Source organism: Pedobacter aquatilis (genome assembly GCF_032678425.1).
In the GTDB taxonomy this organism is placed as follows: domain Bacteria; phylum Bacteroidota; class Bacteroidia; order Sphingobacteriales; family Sphingobacteriaceae; genus Pedobacter; species Pedobacter aquatilis_B.
The window spans coordinates 579,085-596,102 of the sequence record NZ_JAVTSG010000001.1; the positions used below are offsets into that span (position 1 = coordinate 579,085).

Here is a 17,018-nt window from a genome sequence, read left to right on the forward strand (position 1 = left end):
CCTATCAGAAGATATTTTAGTTATTGGTGATTTTTTAACCACTCCAATCTGCGCTGATCAGGCAAATGTTTAACTGAAAAATTTTCAAACTTAGCTTCAAAACCCGCACCATCCGGACTTGCAGCCATTAAACCTACCTGAACGGGCGCATTATCCTGCAAGGGTGCATTACGGGTCATGATGTAATTTTTATCATCAAGCGAATAAAAAATCTCCACTGCATCTAACCTACGTACAACCTTTATCCAAATAAAGGGCGGCACCTTATCTAATGGTAAAACACTCCAATCACTTTTTTCGTGTGTAACTACCGTACTTACATTAAATTTTCCATCCACAAACTCAACACCGGTTTTAATGTAGTTTTTATGGTCTGTTCTAATCATTAAACCCATCTGATCAAAACGGGCTTTGTAAGCTCCGGTTAATTTTACCTTCGCTTCAAACTCTCCACCATAATTGGCATAATAAAATGGAGCATCATCAACCGTAAAACCATAATGCGAAATACGCCAATAATCGCTGCCAGGCGTTACCTGCATAGTTAAACTGTTATCCTTAATTTGCCATTTTGGGGGCTCATTAAACCATTGCATTTTTTCGAGCGTTTGCGCCTTCAGTTCGGCTAAACCCAAAACTAAACTAAGTGCTAAAAATATTTTTTTCATTATTGAAGATTTGTTGTTGTGATTCTGAAAAATCACCATTCTACTTTAGTAAGTTCGCAAAGTTATAGACCGTTAATAGAACATCCAATGGTGAAAAATAACCATAACAATACTATAAATGAGAGATCGCCTCGATATAAAACTTTTCTCGCAACCTTTTCAAAGTAAGTTAAGCAATCATTCGCCATTAAATGAAGCGCAATATATTGCGCAAATGTATAGTAGGCTAGAAAATTGCATTAGCGTTTTAAGTGATTTAAAATCAAGAAGGAGTTATATTTATTATAGTGCTTTGGCAGATAAGATTGGATTAAAAAACAGAGAGACTGAAATCAAATCTATTTGGGAAGATGAATTGTTAAACCGCTTACATCCCGAAGATTTGCAAAAAAAATACCAGTTGGAGTTTCAGTTTTTTAAAATTCTAAATGAAATTGAGGTTAGCGAACGCACAAATTACCAGGTTGTAACGCGACTAAGAATTAAAGATACAAAAGGTAAGTATATATTAATACAGCATCGTTTAGTTTATATTTCAAGTTCAGATGATGGCAGTATATGGCTTGCACTTTGTTTATATAACCTGATACATAACCTTTCGGAGTTTAGCATTCCGCATGGTGCAATTGTTAATACCCTTACAGGAAAAGTAATTGAACAAGACGAAGAAAGGCTTAATTATATAATATCCGAAAGAGAAAAAGAAATTCTAAAACTGATTAAGCAAGGTTACAGAAGTAAGGAAATAGCCGAAAAACTTTTATTGAGCGTAAATACCATCAACAGACACAGGCAAAATATTTTTAATAAACTTAACGTAACCAATGCGCTGGAAGCCTGCAAAGTAGCCGAAACAATGGGATTATTTTAGAATGAAAATTTTATAATATTCGTAAAGCCAAAATAATTGACTTCATAAAAAAAACCATAAGCAATTGTTTTAAAAATAAATCAATTTACAGCGCTTTACTATTTCATATTTGCGCGAGTTATTTAATTTAGATTTGCGCAATGCGTAAATTTAGACGTTACCAGCAATTATGAAAATAGACCGTAAATTAAAAATCGCATTCGGAATTTTATCGACTGGACTTTTAACAACTTTACTTTATAAGTTGTCAACTATTCCAGGCGGAATGATTTTGTCTGGACTTTTTTTAGGTGGAATAATGATAATCGGAATTATACTTGGCTGTTTAATTTTGACCGGAATTCTAAAATTAATTTTTAAGCAGAGGTCGTTTTTGACAATATTATTTATTACAACAACACTTTCATTTTTAGTCTTTCATTATAAACTTTATTCACCAACATTGACAATTAAAGTTCCAAATGGCTACAAAGGAGAGATTAACCTCATTTTATCAAATGTAAAAGATAATATTTTGACAATCGATAGTAACGGAATTGGTTACTTAAATGAATGGACTTTTAATAAAACATATACAAGACCAATCGTTGAACAACTTGATGGAAAAAATCTTGATAGAAATCTTGTTGGTTTTAACCCTTCAACTTTTTTTGGGACATCGATTGGTGGAGGAAATTCCGTAAAAAGTTTAAGTTTTGAAATCGTTCCTGATAGTGTCTTAGGACAAAAACAATATTATTCAGCCGACTGGACAAAATATGTTGACAAAAAATTAGTTTTACTAAAAGACCCTAAAAAAGGAATTGAAAGTAATGAAGCAACTGTAGAAATTAAACCTGAGTAAAATAACTTCTGTTAACAAGGACTTACCAAGACTTGTCCCGACTTTTCGGGAAGCGGGCTGATTGCTTCGATTGAGATAATGAAAACAGCATCAGCATAGAAAACAATTTTCAGTTCAAATAATTTTTAACGCGACAGATGAACCCACTTATTCAACAACTAAAAAAATATGGTCCCTTGAGTTCTATTGCTGAAAAAGCCATTGAACAGAAAACGAAAAAATTTCTGAAGAAGAAGAATGACCATTTTTTAAAGGAAGGACAAGTATTAACAAGCTACTTTGTGTTAAACAGAGGCGTTTTCAGGGCTTACATCCATCGGAAACAAAAAGAAATTAATGTTTGGTTTGGGGAAGAAAATCAAATTTTCGGAGCCATAATGCCAATGTATGCCAATAGACCCGCTCCTGAAAATATCCAGTTTCTGGAAGATGCAGAAGTTTATGCTATTTCTGTAGATGATTTGGAAGAATTATATAAACTACATCCTGAATTAAACTTTATCGGACGGAAAATTGCAGAAGAAGTATGTGTCATTCTTGAAGATAGAATTACCTCGTTACATACGGAAAGCGCTCCTGAACGTTATCAATCGCTTATAAAAGAGCATCCAAATTTGTTAAATCGTATTAATCTAGGTCACATCGCATCTTATGTTGGTGTAACGCAGGAAACTTTAAGCCGAATAAGAAAAGGCTAAACGATTTTGACCTACATCAAAAAAACACAACAGATTCCTTTAGACCTTTGCATCAATAAATAATTAAGATATGCAAAGCAATAAATTAGAAAAACAAGTTCCTTTAAATAAAGCTATTATTTACGAAGGTTATGGTGCTAAACCTAACGAGACCAAATTTATACGTGAAAGCGCTTCTGGAAGACAAACCATTGTAGCCATTGGCGAGGCTTCAGAATCTCTTCCAGCTGCTATAGCGCTTGTAGATGAGGGTGTAGAACTTATTGAACTTTGTGGTTACCTTTCGCCTATTTGGAGAGCAAAAGTTACAGCTGCTATTGGAAATAGGGCTAAAGTGAGCTCCGTTACATTTGGATATGAATCGCTTGCCTTAGCTGCATCTTACAGTGCATCCTTCTTTGATGGGAATCCTCTTCCTGAAGCATTTATCATTCTTGAAGAAGGTAGCGACCCTGTCCGTGACCGATTTGAAAAGGCATTTCATCCCCAATATACCACCTTTATCCCAGTTCCGGATGAAACAACCGGGGCAATAGTTGCTGAAGAACTTGCCGAAGCTGGCTTTGGATTGATTGAGCTCTACGGAGGCTTCACAAGCGCTGGTGCAGCAAAGGTAATTGAGGCCGTAAATGGTCGTATTCCAGTAGGCATAGGAAGTTTTACAGTGAATTCAATAATTTAAATTAGTAAACATAAAAACAGCTTAATAAATAATATTTAGAGATGCATAAGAACAAATTAACATGGTTTCAGAATGTAGAACATCGCAACCATCCACATCCAGGACTCAATTGGTTAACTGCCACCATCAGCGTTCCCGATGTAGCCAAAGCAATAGATTTTTATACCAACGTAATGGAAATGGTTTCTATATCAGAATTGGAAGACGAAAAAAACGAAGAATTATTATTTGCGAGAATTCGCTATCGCGGGAATAATTTTGTGCTCAATAAAGAAAACTGGGATTTTCCAGCAGTTGCGCCCATTACTTCTGGGCAAGTGTCGTCTTTTGTTTTTTACCTGTATGTGGATAACGTAAAAACATTGGTAGAAGCAATCAAAAAAGAGAAAGGCGCCAAAATTATAACAGAACCTGAAATGCAGTTTTGGGGCGATTTAAAAGCACGAATTCAAGACCCGTTTGGGTATATATGGGATTTGGCAGAAAAAGCAAATTAGTTTTATGAAATATTTATTTTTAGGATTGGCAATTTGTTTGGAAGTATTAGGTTCAAGCTTTTTAGCAAAGTCCAACGGTTTTTCAAAATTAATACCAAGCATTATCACCGTTTTTGCATTTAGTGCTTGTTTCTATTTCTTCTCGCAGGCGCTCAAAGGCATTCCATTGGGCATTGCTTACGCTATCTGGGCAGGTCTAGGCATTGTGTTAACAGCAATTGTTTCTGTAACCGTATTTAAGCAGAGACTGGATACTCCGGCAATTTTGGGAATGTTACTTATCGTAATAGGAGTTGTCGTAATTAATATATTTTCAAAATCAGCTGGTCATTAATCCATGAATTGGACTGTTTAGTTTGTTTCTGCCCCCCGTTTGGGTCGAAACGGATGATAACGCTTTTACGGAAAAAAGGCAATGAATTTCTTAGACAACTCTATCTTTCAAATTCAATGCATTATTTATAACTTTAATAACAAACCAAAAACACCTACCAAAATGGCAAAACAAGTTTTTATTAATTTTCCGGTTAAAGACCTTCAAAAATCTTTAGATTTTTACACCGCATTAGGATTTACAAATAATCCTCAATTTTCTGATGATAGCGGAAAATGTATGATGTGGAGCGATAATATTTTTGTAATGCTGCTTAGCCACGAAAAATTTTCAACCTTTGCAACCAAGCCAATAGCAGATACAAAATCTGGCTTAGCCGGACTTTTTTCTCTATCTGTTGGAAGCCTTGATGAAGTAAATAAAATTGTTGATGCAGGGCTAAATGCTGGCGGAACGGAACCTAATGAAATAAGAGATTATGGTTTTATGGTACAAAGAACCATCGAAGATTTTGACGGCCATACCTGGGAAATCTTTTTTATGGATATGAGTAAATTCCCAACAGAACAACCAACTGAATAACATGACGTTAATGAGTTTAAAATTAATCAATAAGACACAAGATTAAAGATTTTAAGACGACTATATTTTAAAAGGTAGAAGCTAAACTTCTACCTTTTTTTTATTAGGATAACGCCATCGATATTTTAGAAATGATATAAAAATTATTGGAAATAATTTGCAACATTAATCTAAATTAGGCGTCTAATCGTTTGCACCCTACCATCAAATTATAAGTTGAACAAATTATGATTTCTACATACGAAGATTTGGTTAGAAAAGCTTACTTGGCTTTTAACACCAGGAACATAGATTTAGCCCTTTCCACAATGCACCCCGAAGTTCAATGGCCAAAAGCATTTGAAGGTGGTTACGTAAGCGGACATGATGGAATAAGAGCATATTGGACAAGGCAGTGGTCGGAAATTAACCCAAACGTAGAGCCACTTACCATTACAGAGCGTAGCGATGGAACTTTAGAAATTACCGTCCACCAGATTGTTAAGGATTTAGGTGGCAATGCTATCTTCGATGGAATAGTTAAGCACATTTACACACTGCAAGATAATTTATTAAGAAAAATGGATATAGAAGCTTAACTAGCAATAGTCCAAAAACATAAAATGTTAAACCCAATATCATGAAAGCACTTATTTTTACTGTTCTTACCTTCTTATCTCTGAGTGTATATGCTCAATCGAAAAATAATGAAGAATTGCAGAAAATGTATGATGAAGATCAAAGCGCAAGATTATCAGGCAAAATCGATTGGAAAATCTTATTAAAACAAGACAGTTTAAGAGAACAAAAGGTTTACGAATTTATTAAAGATGGCAAAATCATCACTGGAAAAGATTATTACAATTCTGCAATGATTTTTCAACACGGTAGAGATACTATCGCTTCATCTATGGCTGTAAAACAGATGAGAAAAGCAATTGAATTAGACCCATCTGTAAACAAATGGTTATTGGCAGCAGCAATTGACAGGGATTTAATGAGAAGAAATCAACCGCAGATTTATGGCACTCAATATGTAAAAATGGGTCAAAATGCAAAATTCGAGCGCTATAAAATTGATACGACAAAAATAACCGACGAGCAAAGAAAATACTATAACGTCGAAACCCTTGCTCAGCAAAAGGCTAAAGAGCGAAGCATGAATCTGATACCAGTTTCAGATTTTAATGCCAAATCAACTAATATAGAGGCAACGATTACCTTTATCAAAACTGAGCTTAAAAAAGGAAATCAATCCGAATTCGATGTTTCTGAAGACAGCATAAATAGCTTTGGATATCAATTGATGTCGGCAAACAAAACCCAGGAAGCGTTAAAAATTTTCAAACTCAACACCGAACTTTATCCAACCGGGTTTAATGCTTTTGATAGTTACGGCGAATGCCTGATGAAGCTTGGTAAAAAAGACGAAGGCTTAAAGGCATACAAAAAATCATTAGAATTAAACCCGAAGAATGAGAACGCCAGTAAAATTTTAAACGAATATAAAATGTAAAGTTTACCGCTTTACAAGGCATCTAAAAATGCTAAGTAAAGTGCTACACTTTTTTCGATATATTCTTCTGCAGTATTTAATTCAATTCCGTAATAGGCAAAAAACGGTTGATAATCTGCCCGTACGTACTCAAAAGAGAGTTCAAATGGTCGGGTTAATTCTTCCAAAGTATATTTATATTTTTCGCCAGGCCTATACTCATATTCATCTACCCCAACAGACATGGCCAAGGCAACTTTTTTACCCGAAACTTTGTAACCGCTTTTACTACCGTAAGCCCAGCCATGTATTAAAACCTCATCAATCCATTTTTTCAATAAGGCCGGACAACTAAACCAATACACCGGAAATTGAAATACAATCTTATCGTACCTTTCTGCCAATTGTTGTTCTTTCAAAACATCAATATGACCATCTGGATAGGTTTGATGCAAATCGTGAATGGTGTAGCGTTCCGGATATTTCTTCAACTCAGCCACCCATCTTTTATTAATTACAGAGGTTTCTAAATCGGGATGCGTTACAATAACTAAGGTTTTCATACTTCTAAATTTTGATTCAAAGTTAAGGGCTAAACTGCTGTTTATGTATATTAGCAACCAATTGTAATGTACTATCAAAAATGTAAGTAATGACCGAAATCAAGCAAACCTCTACCAATTTTGCCAACAAACAAGCTTTAGCTGATGAATGCCCCGAAGTTTATGCGGCACATTTAATTGGCGGACAATGGGCTTTGGTAATTTGCTCATGGCTATTAAACGGTAAACTCCGCTTCGGAGAATTAAAGAAATTTTTACCCAACATAACCGAAAGAATGCTCACCCTGCAACTTCGAAAATTAGAGGAAAATAAAATTATAACCAGAACCGTTTATGCCGAGGTTCCACCAAAAGTAGAATACGAGTTGACCAAAATTGGCTATGAGTTAAAACCCGTTATTAAGGGTTTAGAAATTTGGGGCGAAGCACATAAAAAATTGATTTAATCACCCAAAATAAACACTGTAGCTGGCCATCTCGCAAAATCAAGCTCCCGCAAATAAAACAACAAGGCTTAAGGTCTATTAAAGATTAAAACCATCGTTCTAATCTCTTTTTAATACAGATTCTCTACAGAATTGACTGATAATTTCGTGCTATAACATTTATAACATGAAAAACTATAGCGTCACGATTAAAGCATTTTGCCTCTTTGCATTTTTGCTAATAATCAATCAAAACTTAATTGCCCAGGAAAAGAAAGTTTCAATTTCCGGTCAGGTTAAAGAGGCAAAAGATAAAGCTACCTTGCCTTTTGCCAACGTAATTTTAAAGAAACAAAATGAAGATAAACTGTTTTTGGGAACGATTAGCGATGAAGAAGGTCGGTTTACCTTGAAAGACATTCCAAGCGGTTTATATACCATGCAAGTGAGTATGGTCGGTTATCAAACCATAATAAAAAATATTACCGTTGGTAGTTTGAGCACCTATTTGGATTTAGGCGTTATTGAAATTAATGAAGATAGCCAAAACCTTCAAACGGTAAATATCCAGGGTGCAGCTACAGAGGGATTGGCTGGTAAAATGGATAAAAAAACTTACGATTTATCTAAAAATACCAGTCAGTTGGGTGGTTCTGTTTTGCAAGCCATGCAAAACCTGCCCGGAATTAGCATACAAGATGGAAAAGTACAGCTTCGTGGCAATGATAAAATAGCAGTTTTAATTGATGGCAAGCAAAATGCCATTACGGGTTTTGGTAGTCAAACCGGACTGGATAACATTCCAGCATCGGCAATAGAACGAATTGAGATTATCAACAACCCTTCCTCCAAATACGATGCGAACGGAAATGCGGGCATCATTAACATCATCTACAAAAAAAATAATGCAGAAGGTTTTAACGGAAAATTAGGAATGGCAACCGGCTTAGGTGCTTTATGGGTTAGAAAAGAAAACTTTCCCGGTATTGCACCCCAGGATAGTGCAACACCAAAATTAAACCCATCATTATCTTTAAACTACAGAAAAAACAAGTTCAACACTTTTCTACAAGCCGATTACCTTTACACCCAAACCTTAAATAAAAACGAATTTTCTCAACGTATTTATGATGATGGCCTAATTCTTAATCAGCAGGTAAAAAGAAATAGAACGACAACTTTTACAACCATTAAAAGCGGTTTCGATTTCAACCCCAACGAACACAACAGCTTTACTTTCTCTGGCTTTTTTAACCGCGAAAAAATTGGCGATTTAGGCGATATTCCATATTACAATAGCGATTTTTCTGTTAGAAATCGTTTATGGCAATTTGTAGAAGACGAGGTTAAATACACCGCAACGGGTTCTGCAGTTTATGTGCATAAATTTCCGCAGGCTGGGCATACCTTAAGTGCTGGCTTTAATTACACCTGGCACAGAGAAGATGAAAAGTATTATTTCACTAATATTTTACCCACGTTTACCGGAATGGATGCTTTTAAATTACTGTCTGATGAACACGTTGCAGATTTCAATATTGATTACGTAAAACCATTGGCAAGCGGAAGAATAGAAGCGGGTATTAAATTCAGAAATCGTTTCATCCCGACTGATATGCAGTTTTTCCGCGGATTAAATTCTCCAATAGATGCCAATGCAGGCGGTTGGGCAGATTATAGTGAGCTTATTCCCGCAGCTTACACCAATTACATTTATGAAAGTAAAAAAGTTGAACTCGAAGCGGGTTTGCGGATGGAGTATGCCAATATAAATTATAAGGTTAATCCAAACCACAACACTTATAAAAGCGATGGTTATGATTATTTCAGACCGTTTCCAAACATCAGGTTTGCTTACAAAATCGATGATAAGAACAAACTTAGTATTTTCTATAACCAAAGGGTAGATAGGCCTAATGAGGTAGATATCCGCATTTTCCCTAAATATGATGAACCTGAATTGTTAAAAGTTGGTAACCCGACCTTAAGGCCGCAATTTACACATGCCTTTGAATTGGGTTACAAAACAAGCTGGAATAAAGGTTATTTATACGGCGCTGCATTTCATAAAATAATAAACGGAACCATCACCAGAATTGCAACAGTTGTTCCTGGCAATACTATAATTTATAACATTTTTCAAAATGCCGGAAGAAGTAACAATACGGGGGCAGAATTGCTCTTGCAACAGGAAATTGCACCTTGGTTCTCTTTTAACCTGAGTGCTACAGCTTACAAAAATTCGTTCCAGGCATTTCAGGTTCAAAACCAATACCCAGTACCAACACTTTATTCAATGCCTTATCAGTCTATTGTATCTGGTAATGGCAAGTTAAACGGACAATTTAAGCTACCGGGAAAAACAGATATACAATTATCTATGGCCTATTTAGCACCTGATATTATTCCGCAAGGTAGAATTGGAAGCCGCTTTTCAACAGATTTGGGCATTAAAAAACAAATTCAAAAAGGTAGTGGCGAATTGTTTCTAAATGCAAATGATATCTTCAATACACTTCGCATCAAAAGAGATATCCAGGGGAATGGTTTTAGATTGCTGAGCACAGATTATTACGAAACACAGGTTTTCAGATTAGGATATAGTTATAAATTCTAATCAGGTTAATTTTATGAATTAAACCACTTGAAGCGGTAAATCATTCTATTATATTTGCCGTATGGATATAAGATTAGCACGCAAAGAAGATGTTCCATCAATCATGGAGTTGGTTAAAAAAGTTGTTCCGCTGATGCGTGCGACAGGAAATTTTCAATGGGGAGATGATTATCCAAACCCCGAAGTTTTTGAAACAGACATTAAAATTGGTCAATTATGGGTAGCTGAATTAGATAACAAGATAGCAGGCTTTTCGGCAATTACAACCGACCAGGATCCCGAATATGCAGATGCTGGCTGGGACATTACCGAAGAAGCCATCGTTACACATCGCCTTGCGGTAAACCCTGATTTGCAGGGAAAAGGCATTGCTAAAGCATTAATGCAACAAGCAGAAATTGTAGCAAATAGCCGGGCAATAAAAATTCTTCGCGTAGATACCAACACCGAGAACAAAGCAACTAATGCATTATTCCCGAAATTGGGTTATAGCCTTAGCGGAGAAATTAGCCTTGCCAAAAGACCTGGATTAAGATTCTTTTGTTATCAAAAATTGCTGTAATATTTACTCCAAAAACAACTGGAATTTTGAGATTACGCATTTGTTAAAACAAAAGTGATTTAAATATCTTTGTATATTATCCCAATGTTTTTTTATGTCAACTGATAACCGTTTCTCATTAGAAAGTATCCAAGATATTTTATTTCTATCCAAAAATGCAACGGCAATTTATACCGGAGCCTCAACTGTGATCGAATTTGCAAATCAGGCAATGTTGGATTTCTGGGGAAAAGATAAGAGTGTTATCGGTTTACCTTTAGAAGAAGCTGTACCAGAATTAAAAGGCCAGCCCTTCGGCGCCATGCTCAGAGAGGCCTGGGAAACCGGAAGTACTATCGTACATAAAAATATGCCTGCCGAGTTACGGGTGGATGATAAACTCCAGTTATTCTATTTTGATTTTGAGTACAGGGCAATATTGGATGAAAAGGGCAAAACTTACTGCATATTGCATACTGCGATTGAAGTAAGTGAAAGAATGATGGCCGAAAAACTTGTGGAAGAAAAATCCATTCGTGAGCAGGAACTGACTCATGATTTAATAGCCATTAATGAGGAATACCAGGCAACCAATGAAGAACTTTCTGCACTAAATGAAGAATACCAGGCCACTAATGAGGAGCTGAACCGACTAAACGACTACATTAACTCTGCAAATAAAGACCTATCAGATTCAAATGAAGCACTTACTTCGACAAAAGCTGATCTCGTTACAGAGAACCAACAACTGGGCGATTCAAATGTCGGCCTTCGAGGTGAAAATGTACGGTTAATCACCAATGAAAAAAAAGCAATTTCATTATTGAATGACGCTCCCGTTGCCATTGCTTTATTAAGCGGCAAGGAGATGATTCTCGAAACGGCTAATGCCAGAATGCTGGATTTAGTGGGTAAAGAAAAATCAATTATCGGCAAGCCATTAGCAATCGCCATCCCGGAACTTAAAAATCAGAAAATCCCCGATTTACTTCAGGAAATATTCATCGCAGGAAAAACAAGCCATATTAACCAGGTAAAACTGCTATTTGAGCAAGATGGTAAATTGGTCAAAGGCTTTTACGATTTAGTTTGCCACCCTTTAAAAAATGAAGGCGAAATAGATACAATGATGATGGTTTTGCACGACATAACCGACCAGGTTAAAGCAAAAACCATTGTAGAAGAAAGTGAAAGAAAAATAAGAACACTTGTGGAACAGGCTGCTGTGGCCATCATTGTTTTTAGGGGAAATGATTTTGTTATAGATGCGGTGAATCCGAAGATGCTGCGACTTTTAGACAAACCGGCTGACATTGCCGGAAAACCTTTACTTGAGGCCGTACCGGAATTATTGGGGCAACCCGCCTATGAACTGCTTCACGAAGTGTACACAACAGGTAAAACATTTAAAGGTAGTGATACGCCGGTTCGCCTGGAGCGCAATGGAAACATAGAAACCGGATATTACAACTTTACCTATACCCCATTAATTGAAGACGGGAAAATTACCGGAATAATCGATACCGCGGTAGATGTTACCGATCAGGTAATGGCGGCAAAACTGGTACAACAGCTAAATGATGAATTGGCTGCTGCAAATGAGGAACTTTCACTTACCAACAGACAGGTGGTTGTAACCAACCAGATGCTCACGAACATTAATGAAGACCTCATTTTATCCAGGAAACAACTTGAACAGTCTGAGTCGATTCTTCGCCTGGCGGTAGATGCAGCAAACTTTGGAAACTGGAGCATCGATGTAGATACGAGGACATTGATTGCATCAAGCAGATTTAAAGAATTATTCGGTTTTCACCCCGAAGATAAAATTACCCTCGATGATTGTATAAATCAGATAACAGATGATTTCAGGCCAATGGTTGAGCAAGCCATGGAAAATGCCATCGCAAATTCGGAAGAATACGACTTATCTTACACCATCAAAACATTTAACGACCAGAAAATCAGATGGGTGCGTACAGTTGGAAATTTAACTGATGGTATAAATACCGAGAATAAATCTTTAACGGGTATCATCATGGACATTACAGAGCAAAAAAGGGACGAGCAGCGCAAAAACGACTTCATTGGAATGGTAAGCCATGAATTAAAAACACCTTTAACCTCTTTAGCAGCATACATACAACTCCTTCAAAAAATAAATTCTGGCAACACAGAAAACCATACTACGAATGCTTTAGAGAAAGCCGGACAACAGGTTAAGAAAATGAACACCATGATTAATGGTTTTCTTAATTTATCTCGGTTAGAATCAGGTAAAATACATTTGGAAAAAAATGGATTCGAATTAAATGTATTGATTGGAGAAATCATTTCAGATCTGCAAATGACCTCTTCCAGCTATCACATTAAGCTTAGCACAACAGAAGATGTTGTAGTTAAAGCAGACAGAGATAAAATTGGCAATGTAATAACCAACCTGATTTCCAATGCCATTAAGTATTCGCCAAATAACAAAGATATTGAGGTTTTTTGTAAAGTTGAAGATGGTAATGCCCTTGTTTTAGTAACCGATAAGGGCATGGGAATTAAGCCTGAAAACCTGCCAAATCTTTTCGACCGTTTTTACCGGGTGGAAAGTAAGCAGAACAGTACCATATCTGGTTTCGGAATTGGTTTATACTTAAGCGCAGAAATTATTCAGAGACACGGAGGAAAAATTTGGGCAGATAGTGTTGTCGGAGCAGGTACAACAGTCGGTTTTAGTTTACCCCTGTAAACAAATTTTAACCAATCAAGCCAAAGTTTTCGAAAAGCGCCATAAACTCATCTGCAAAGAGCAGCAGCGATAATTTTCCTGACCGTAATTTGTTCGGTAAAAAGCCAAAGTACTTTTTAAAGGCACTGGTAAAATGAGTGGCGTGTTTGTAACCGATTTTTTCAGAAATCTCCGCAATCGTTAAATCATTTTCGATAACCATCGATTTTGCCTGTTCCATTTTATACTCATTCAAATAACCATAAACGGTATTTCCAAACACAGCTTTGAAATCACGTTTTAGGTTAAACTCATTTGTACCAACTTTTAAGGCAAGTGTTTTTAAAGAAAGTTGTTCGCCCGTATTTTGAATCAGAATTTCCCTGGCCTCAAACATCTTCTCCATTTCGGTTGGCTTTAATGGTGTGGCTACCGTATTATTCTGCAATTGCTCAAATTGCGAAATCTGCAGGGCAAGAAGTTCTATAACTCTTGATTCAAGCAAGAGCTGTTCATGAAAATCGCCTTTATCTGCTAAGCTTAAACGTTGTACAATGGCATTAATTTCTGGACTTAGCGGCAAATTAACAGGTGACAATGATGCCAGCGTTTCCTTACCTACTTTAGTTAAATGATGATAAGCAGCGTGGTTGATAGGAACATACCTGAGCAAAAAATCCTTACTCAAATTAATACAGATAACCTCGTCTCTGGAACTATCCATGACCATTTTGGTTGATTTAAGTTCAACCTTACATAAATTATGTTGTTGTGCATCAATCCGTAAAAAACCACCTGAAGCAGCCTTTGTCTGAATATTCACACTCCCTTTCAACACGAAAATCATCTGATAAGACTCGGGCTGGGTATCATCTTCATAAGCCATATTAATTTCGATTTTACGACTATCACTGGCATTAATGCTGTGACTTGCCGTAATGGCCTTATTAAATGAATATACGCTGTCAGGCAAAGGTTTATATTCTCCTTTAAGCGTTATTTCTTCTCCCGATTGCGTCATGTTCAGATTCTATCTTTGCAGCAAAGTTATTCTTATTAAGACCTATTCTAAAGAACAAGTCAAAAAAGTTACACACCATTGATGAAACACGCTTTACTACTAATCTCTTTTCTAATCCTTTCAATCGCCTTAAAAGCTCAAACCGGAACACTTTCGGGTAAAATATTTGATGAGCAAGGGAAACCACTCGCAGGTGCTACAATTTCAATTAAGGAAATAAACAGAAGCACCATGACCGATGATGATGGTAGATATGAAATGAGAACATTACCATATGGGACTTATAGTTTGCTAATCAGTTCGGTAGTTTCAGAACCTAAAAAAGTGACTGTAAAAATTGATGCAACTGCCGTTACAGTTAATTCTAAAGTTAAAAATTCTTCTGATAAAGAACTTGGGCAAGTAAATATTCAAGGTAAAACTGAAAAGAAAAAGATTGAAACTTCTGGATTTGCAGTAAATGTAATCGATACCAAAGAAGCTTCCTTAAGAAATCTACAAACCAATGAGTTATTGAATAGAACGGTTGGTGTTAGGGTTCGTCAAAGTGGAGGACTTGGCTCTGATGCAAACTACAACTTAAACGGCATGTCTGGCCGGGCAATCGGTGTGTTTATTGATGGAATTGAAATTTCTACTTATGGTTCATCTTTCAACTTAAATAACATTCCGCCTGCCTTAATCGAACGTATTGAAGTTTACAAAGGTGTTTTACCAGCACACCTGGCCGGAGATTTTTTGGGTGGGGGTATTAACGTAATCCTTAAAAAAGGTGGCATCAAAAATAACCTGATTGCCTCAGCTTCTTACGGTTCATTTAATACACAACAAGCTGATGTTAGTGGAATGTATCGCAATCCTAAATCTGGCCTTACCGTTCGTGGTTCTGGCTTTTATAGCTACACCGATAACGATTACGAAGTATGGGGACAATTTGTGAGAAATGAATTGCCAAACGGACAAATGGTTGAAACGAGAGGAAAACGCTTTAACGATGCTTACAAATCTTTCGGCGGACGTTTTGAATTGGGTTTTACGGATGTTAAATGGGCCGATAATTTAATGTTGAACTACAACTTCTCTGATACTTACGATGAGGTTCAACATGGGCAATATATGAGCCGTCCTTATTTGGGTAGGTTTACAGAATCGCAGGCACACGTTGTAGGTTTAGATTTTAAAAAGAATAACCTATTTGTAAAAGGTTTAAATTTTAACCTGAATGGTGTTTACAGCGACAGAAAGCAATACATTCAGGATACGGTGAGCTACCGTTACAACTGGAATGGTGAGCGTGTTATCGGAATTAGAGGTGAGCCATTAAGAACTTTAAACGGTGGACAACAAGGTTTGCCAACCATGAATACCATCACCAGACAAATTGCTACCCTACGTTCTAGCTTGAGCTATAACATTGTTCAAAACCATAAAATTGTTTTAAACCATATGTTTTATGTGGTGGATAGACAAGATTCTGACGCACTTAGAACCGTTTTAGAAAGAAACTATTTATCTACAAGTGATTTAACCAAAAATGTTTCGGCATTATCTTACGAGGCAGAAACTTTTAACGGTCGCTTAAGAACTAATTTGTTTGCTAAATATTATCAGCAAAAAATCGACCGCATGGATCCGATACAGCAAACCATTAACGGGCAGCTGACTAGAGTAGAAAGAATTACAACGGATAACAGAAATACAACCGGATATGGTTTTGCTGCTTCATATTCGATTATCAATAATTTAGTGCTGATTGCATCCGCAGAAAAGGCGGTAAGAATGCCTGGCGAATCTGAAATTTTTGGTAACCAGGCCGATAACTTAACCCCAAATCCATCAATCAGACCTGAAATCAGCGATAACTTTAACTTGGGTTTTAGAGCAGGCGCCTATCAAATCAACGACCATCGTATTTCCGTTTCGGGTGCGGGATTTATCCGCAATACAAAAGATAAAATTGTTTTGCTATCGAACGATAGAAACATAACCAATGTAGAAACTACAAATAACGTAAACCTTTCTGGTGTACGCTCTGTAGGCTTCGAAGCCGAAGTAAATTATGTTTACCGCAAGCTTAACGTGGTGCTAAATCTATCAAAATTTAATGCCTTGCTACAAGATAACGCCTCATTATACAACGGCAGACAAATACCAAATGAACCATTCTTTACCGCCAACGGAAACGTACAATATCGATTCGATGATGTTTTACAGAAAAAATCGATGGTTAATGTATACTACAACTTTGGCTATGTACATCCTTTCGAAACCATTTGGCAGCTCAGACGTGACCCATTTAACGTAACTCCAACACAGTTTATTCAGGATTTAGGCGCAAGTTATCGCTTCCCTAATCAAAGAATGGTTTTAAGCTTCGATGCAAAGAACATCTTAAACAAAGAAGCTTATGACAATTTTGCTGCCCAAAAACCAGGCAGAGCCTTTTACTTAAAATTTAACTACACCATTAATAATTTTTAAA

At 36.5% G+C, this 17,018-nt stretch carries 17 protein-coding genes; 14 read left to right on the top strand and 3 right to left on the bottom strand.

Going from position 1 to position 17,018, the window contains the following annotated elements; genetic code table 11:
- Positions 1–20 precede the first annotated feature (20 nt).
- Complete coding sequence (locus R2Q16_RS02300) at positions 21–668, bottom strand: DUF1349 domain-containing protein (protein ID WP_316734915.1); 648 nt, start codon at positions 666–668, stop codon at positions 21–23.
- Between the two features lie 118 nt (positions 669–786).
- Here R2Q16_RS02300 and R2Q16_RS02305 point away from each other — a divergent pair, with 118 nt between their 5' ends.
- The 9 genes from R2Q16_RS02305 to R2Q16_RS02345 all read left to right on the top strand — a co-directional run bounded on the left by R2Q16_RS02305 (position 787) and on the right by R2Q16_RS02345 (position 6,671).
- Positions 787–1,539 carry a response regulator transcription factor gene (locus R2Q16_RS02305; protein WP_316734916.1) on the top strand — a complete coding sequence of 251 codons (753 nt, stop codon included), beginning with the start codon at positions 787–789 and terminating at the stop codon, positions 1,537–1,539.
- Positions 1,540–1,708: 169 nt separating this feature from the next.
- A complete protein-coding gene (locus R2Q16_RS02310; RefSeq protein WP_316734917.1) occupies positions 1,709–2,383 on the top strand; it encodes a hypothetical protein in 675 nt (224 codons plus the stop codon).
- Positions 2,384–2,520: 137 nt separating this feature from the next.
- Complete coding sequence (locus R2Q16_RS02315; RefSeq protein WP_316734918.1) at positions 2,521–3,081, top strand: Crp/Fnr family transcriptional regulator; 561 nt, start codon at positions 2,521–2,523, stop codon at positions 3,079–3,081.
- 70 nt (positions 3,082–3,151) lie between these two features.
- Positions 3,152–3,763, top strand: a complete 612-nt coding sequence (locus tag R2Q16_RS02320) for a DUF6506 family protein (protein WP_316734919.1) — start codon at positions 3,152–3,154, stop codon at positions 3,761–3,763.
- Positions 3,764–3,804: 41 nt separating this feature from the next.
- On the top strand, positions 3,805–4,260 hold the full coding sequence (locus R2Q16_RS02325; RefSeq protein WP_316734920.1) for a VOC family protein: 456 nt from the start codon (positions 3,805–3,807) through the stop codon (positions 4,258–4,260).
- Positions 4,261–4,264: 4 nt separating this feature from the next.
- Entirely contained in the window at positions 4,265–4,594 is a 330-nt protein-coding gene (locus tag R2Q16_RS02330; RefSeq protein WP_316734921.1) for a DMT family transporter, read from the top strand.
- 162 nt (positions 4,595–4,756) lie between these two features.
- Positions 4,757–5,176 (top strand): VOC family protein, encoded by a 420-nt coding sequence (locus R2Q16_RS02335; protein ID WP_316734922.1) that lies wholly within the window; start codon positions 4,757–4,759, stop codon positions 5,174–5,176.
- 227 nt (positions 5,177–5,403) lie between these two features.
- Positions 5,404–5,754, top strand: coding sequence for a nuclear transport factor 2 family protein (locus R2Q16_RS02340; RefSeq protein WP_316734923.1), 351 nt, complete (start codon positions 5,404–5,406; stop codon positions 5,752–5,754).
- A 41-nt stretch (positions 5,755–5,795) separates the two neighbouring features.
- On the top strand, positions 5,796–6,671 hold the full coding sequence (locus R2Q16_RS02345) for a tetratricopeptide repeat protein (RefSeq protein ID WP_316734924.1): 876 nt from the start codon (positions 5,796–5,798) through the stop codon (positions 6,669–6,671).
- Positions 6,672–6,682: 11 nt separating this feature from the next.
- Here the strand turns inward: R2Q16_RS02345 and R2Q16_RS02350 are convergent, their stop codons facing one another.
- Positions 6,683–7,213, bottom strand: coding sequence for an NAD(P)H-dependent oxidoreductase (locus tag R2Q16_RS02350; protein ID WP_316734925.1), 531 nt, complete (start codon positions 7,211–7,213; stop codon positions 6,683–6,685).
- Positions 7,214–7,302: 89 nt separating this feature from the next.
- On the opposite strand from R2Q16_RS02350, the gene R2Q16_RS02355 reads away from it, so the two are divergent.
- The 4 genes from R2Q16_RS02355 (at position 7,303) to R2Q16_RS02370 (ending at position 13,536) form a co-directional block, all read left to right on the top strand.
- Positions 7,303–7,659 carry a helix-turn-helix domain-containing protein gene (locus R2Q16_RS02355; RefSeq protein WP_316734926.1) on the top strand — a complete coding sequence of 119 codons (357 nt, stop codon included), beginning with the start codon at positions 7,303–7,305 and terminating at the stop codon, positions 7,657–7,659.
- Between the two features lie 166 nt (positions 7,660–7,825).
- Complete coding sequence (locus R2Q16_RS02360; protein WP_316734927.1) at positions 7,826–10,255, top strand: TonB-dependent receptor domain-containing protein; 2,430 nt, start codon at positions 7,826–7,828, stop codon at positions 10,253–10,255.
- A 61-nt stretch (positions 10,256–10,316) separates the two neighbouring features.
- A complete protein-coding gene (locus R2Q16_RS02365; protein ID WP_316734928.1) occupies positions 10,317–10,817 on the top strand; it encodes a GNAT family N-acetyltransferase in 501 nt (166 codons plus the stop codon).
- A 94-nt stretch (positions 10,818–10,911) separates the two neighbouring features.
- A complete protein-coding gene (locus R2Q16_RS02370; protein ID WP_316734929.1) occupies positions 10,912–13,536 on the top strand; it encodes a PAS domain-containing protein in 2,625 nt (874 codons plus the stop codon).
- Positions 13,537–13,543: 7 nt separating this feature from the next.
- Here the strand turns inward: R2Q16_RS02370 and R2Q16_RS02375 are convergent, their stop codons facing one another.
- Positions 13,544–14,536, bottom strand: coding sequence for an AraC family transcriptional regulator (locus tag R2Q16_RS02375; protein WP_316734930.1), 993 nt, complete (start codon positions 14,534–14,536; stop codon positions 13,544–13,546).
- Between the two features lie 81 nt (positions 14,537–14,617).
- Here R2Q16_RS02375 and R2Q16_RS02380 point away from each other — a divergent pair, with 81 nt between their 5' ends.
- Entirely contained in the window at positions 14,618–17,017 is a 2,400-nt protein-coding gene (locus tag R2Q16_RS02380; RefSeq protein ID WP_316734931.1) for a TonB-dependent receptor, read from the top strand.
- The last annotated feature ends 1 nt before the right edge of the window (position 17,018 follow it).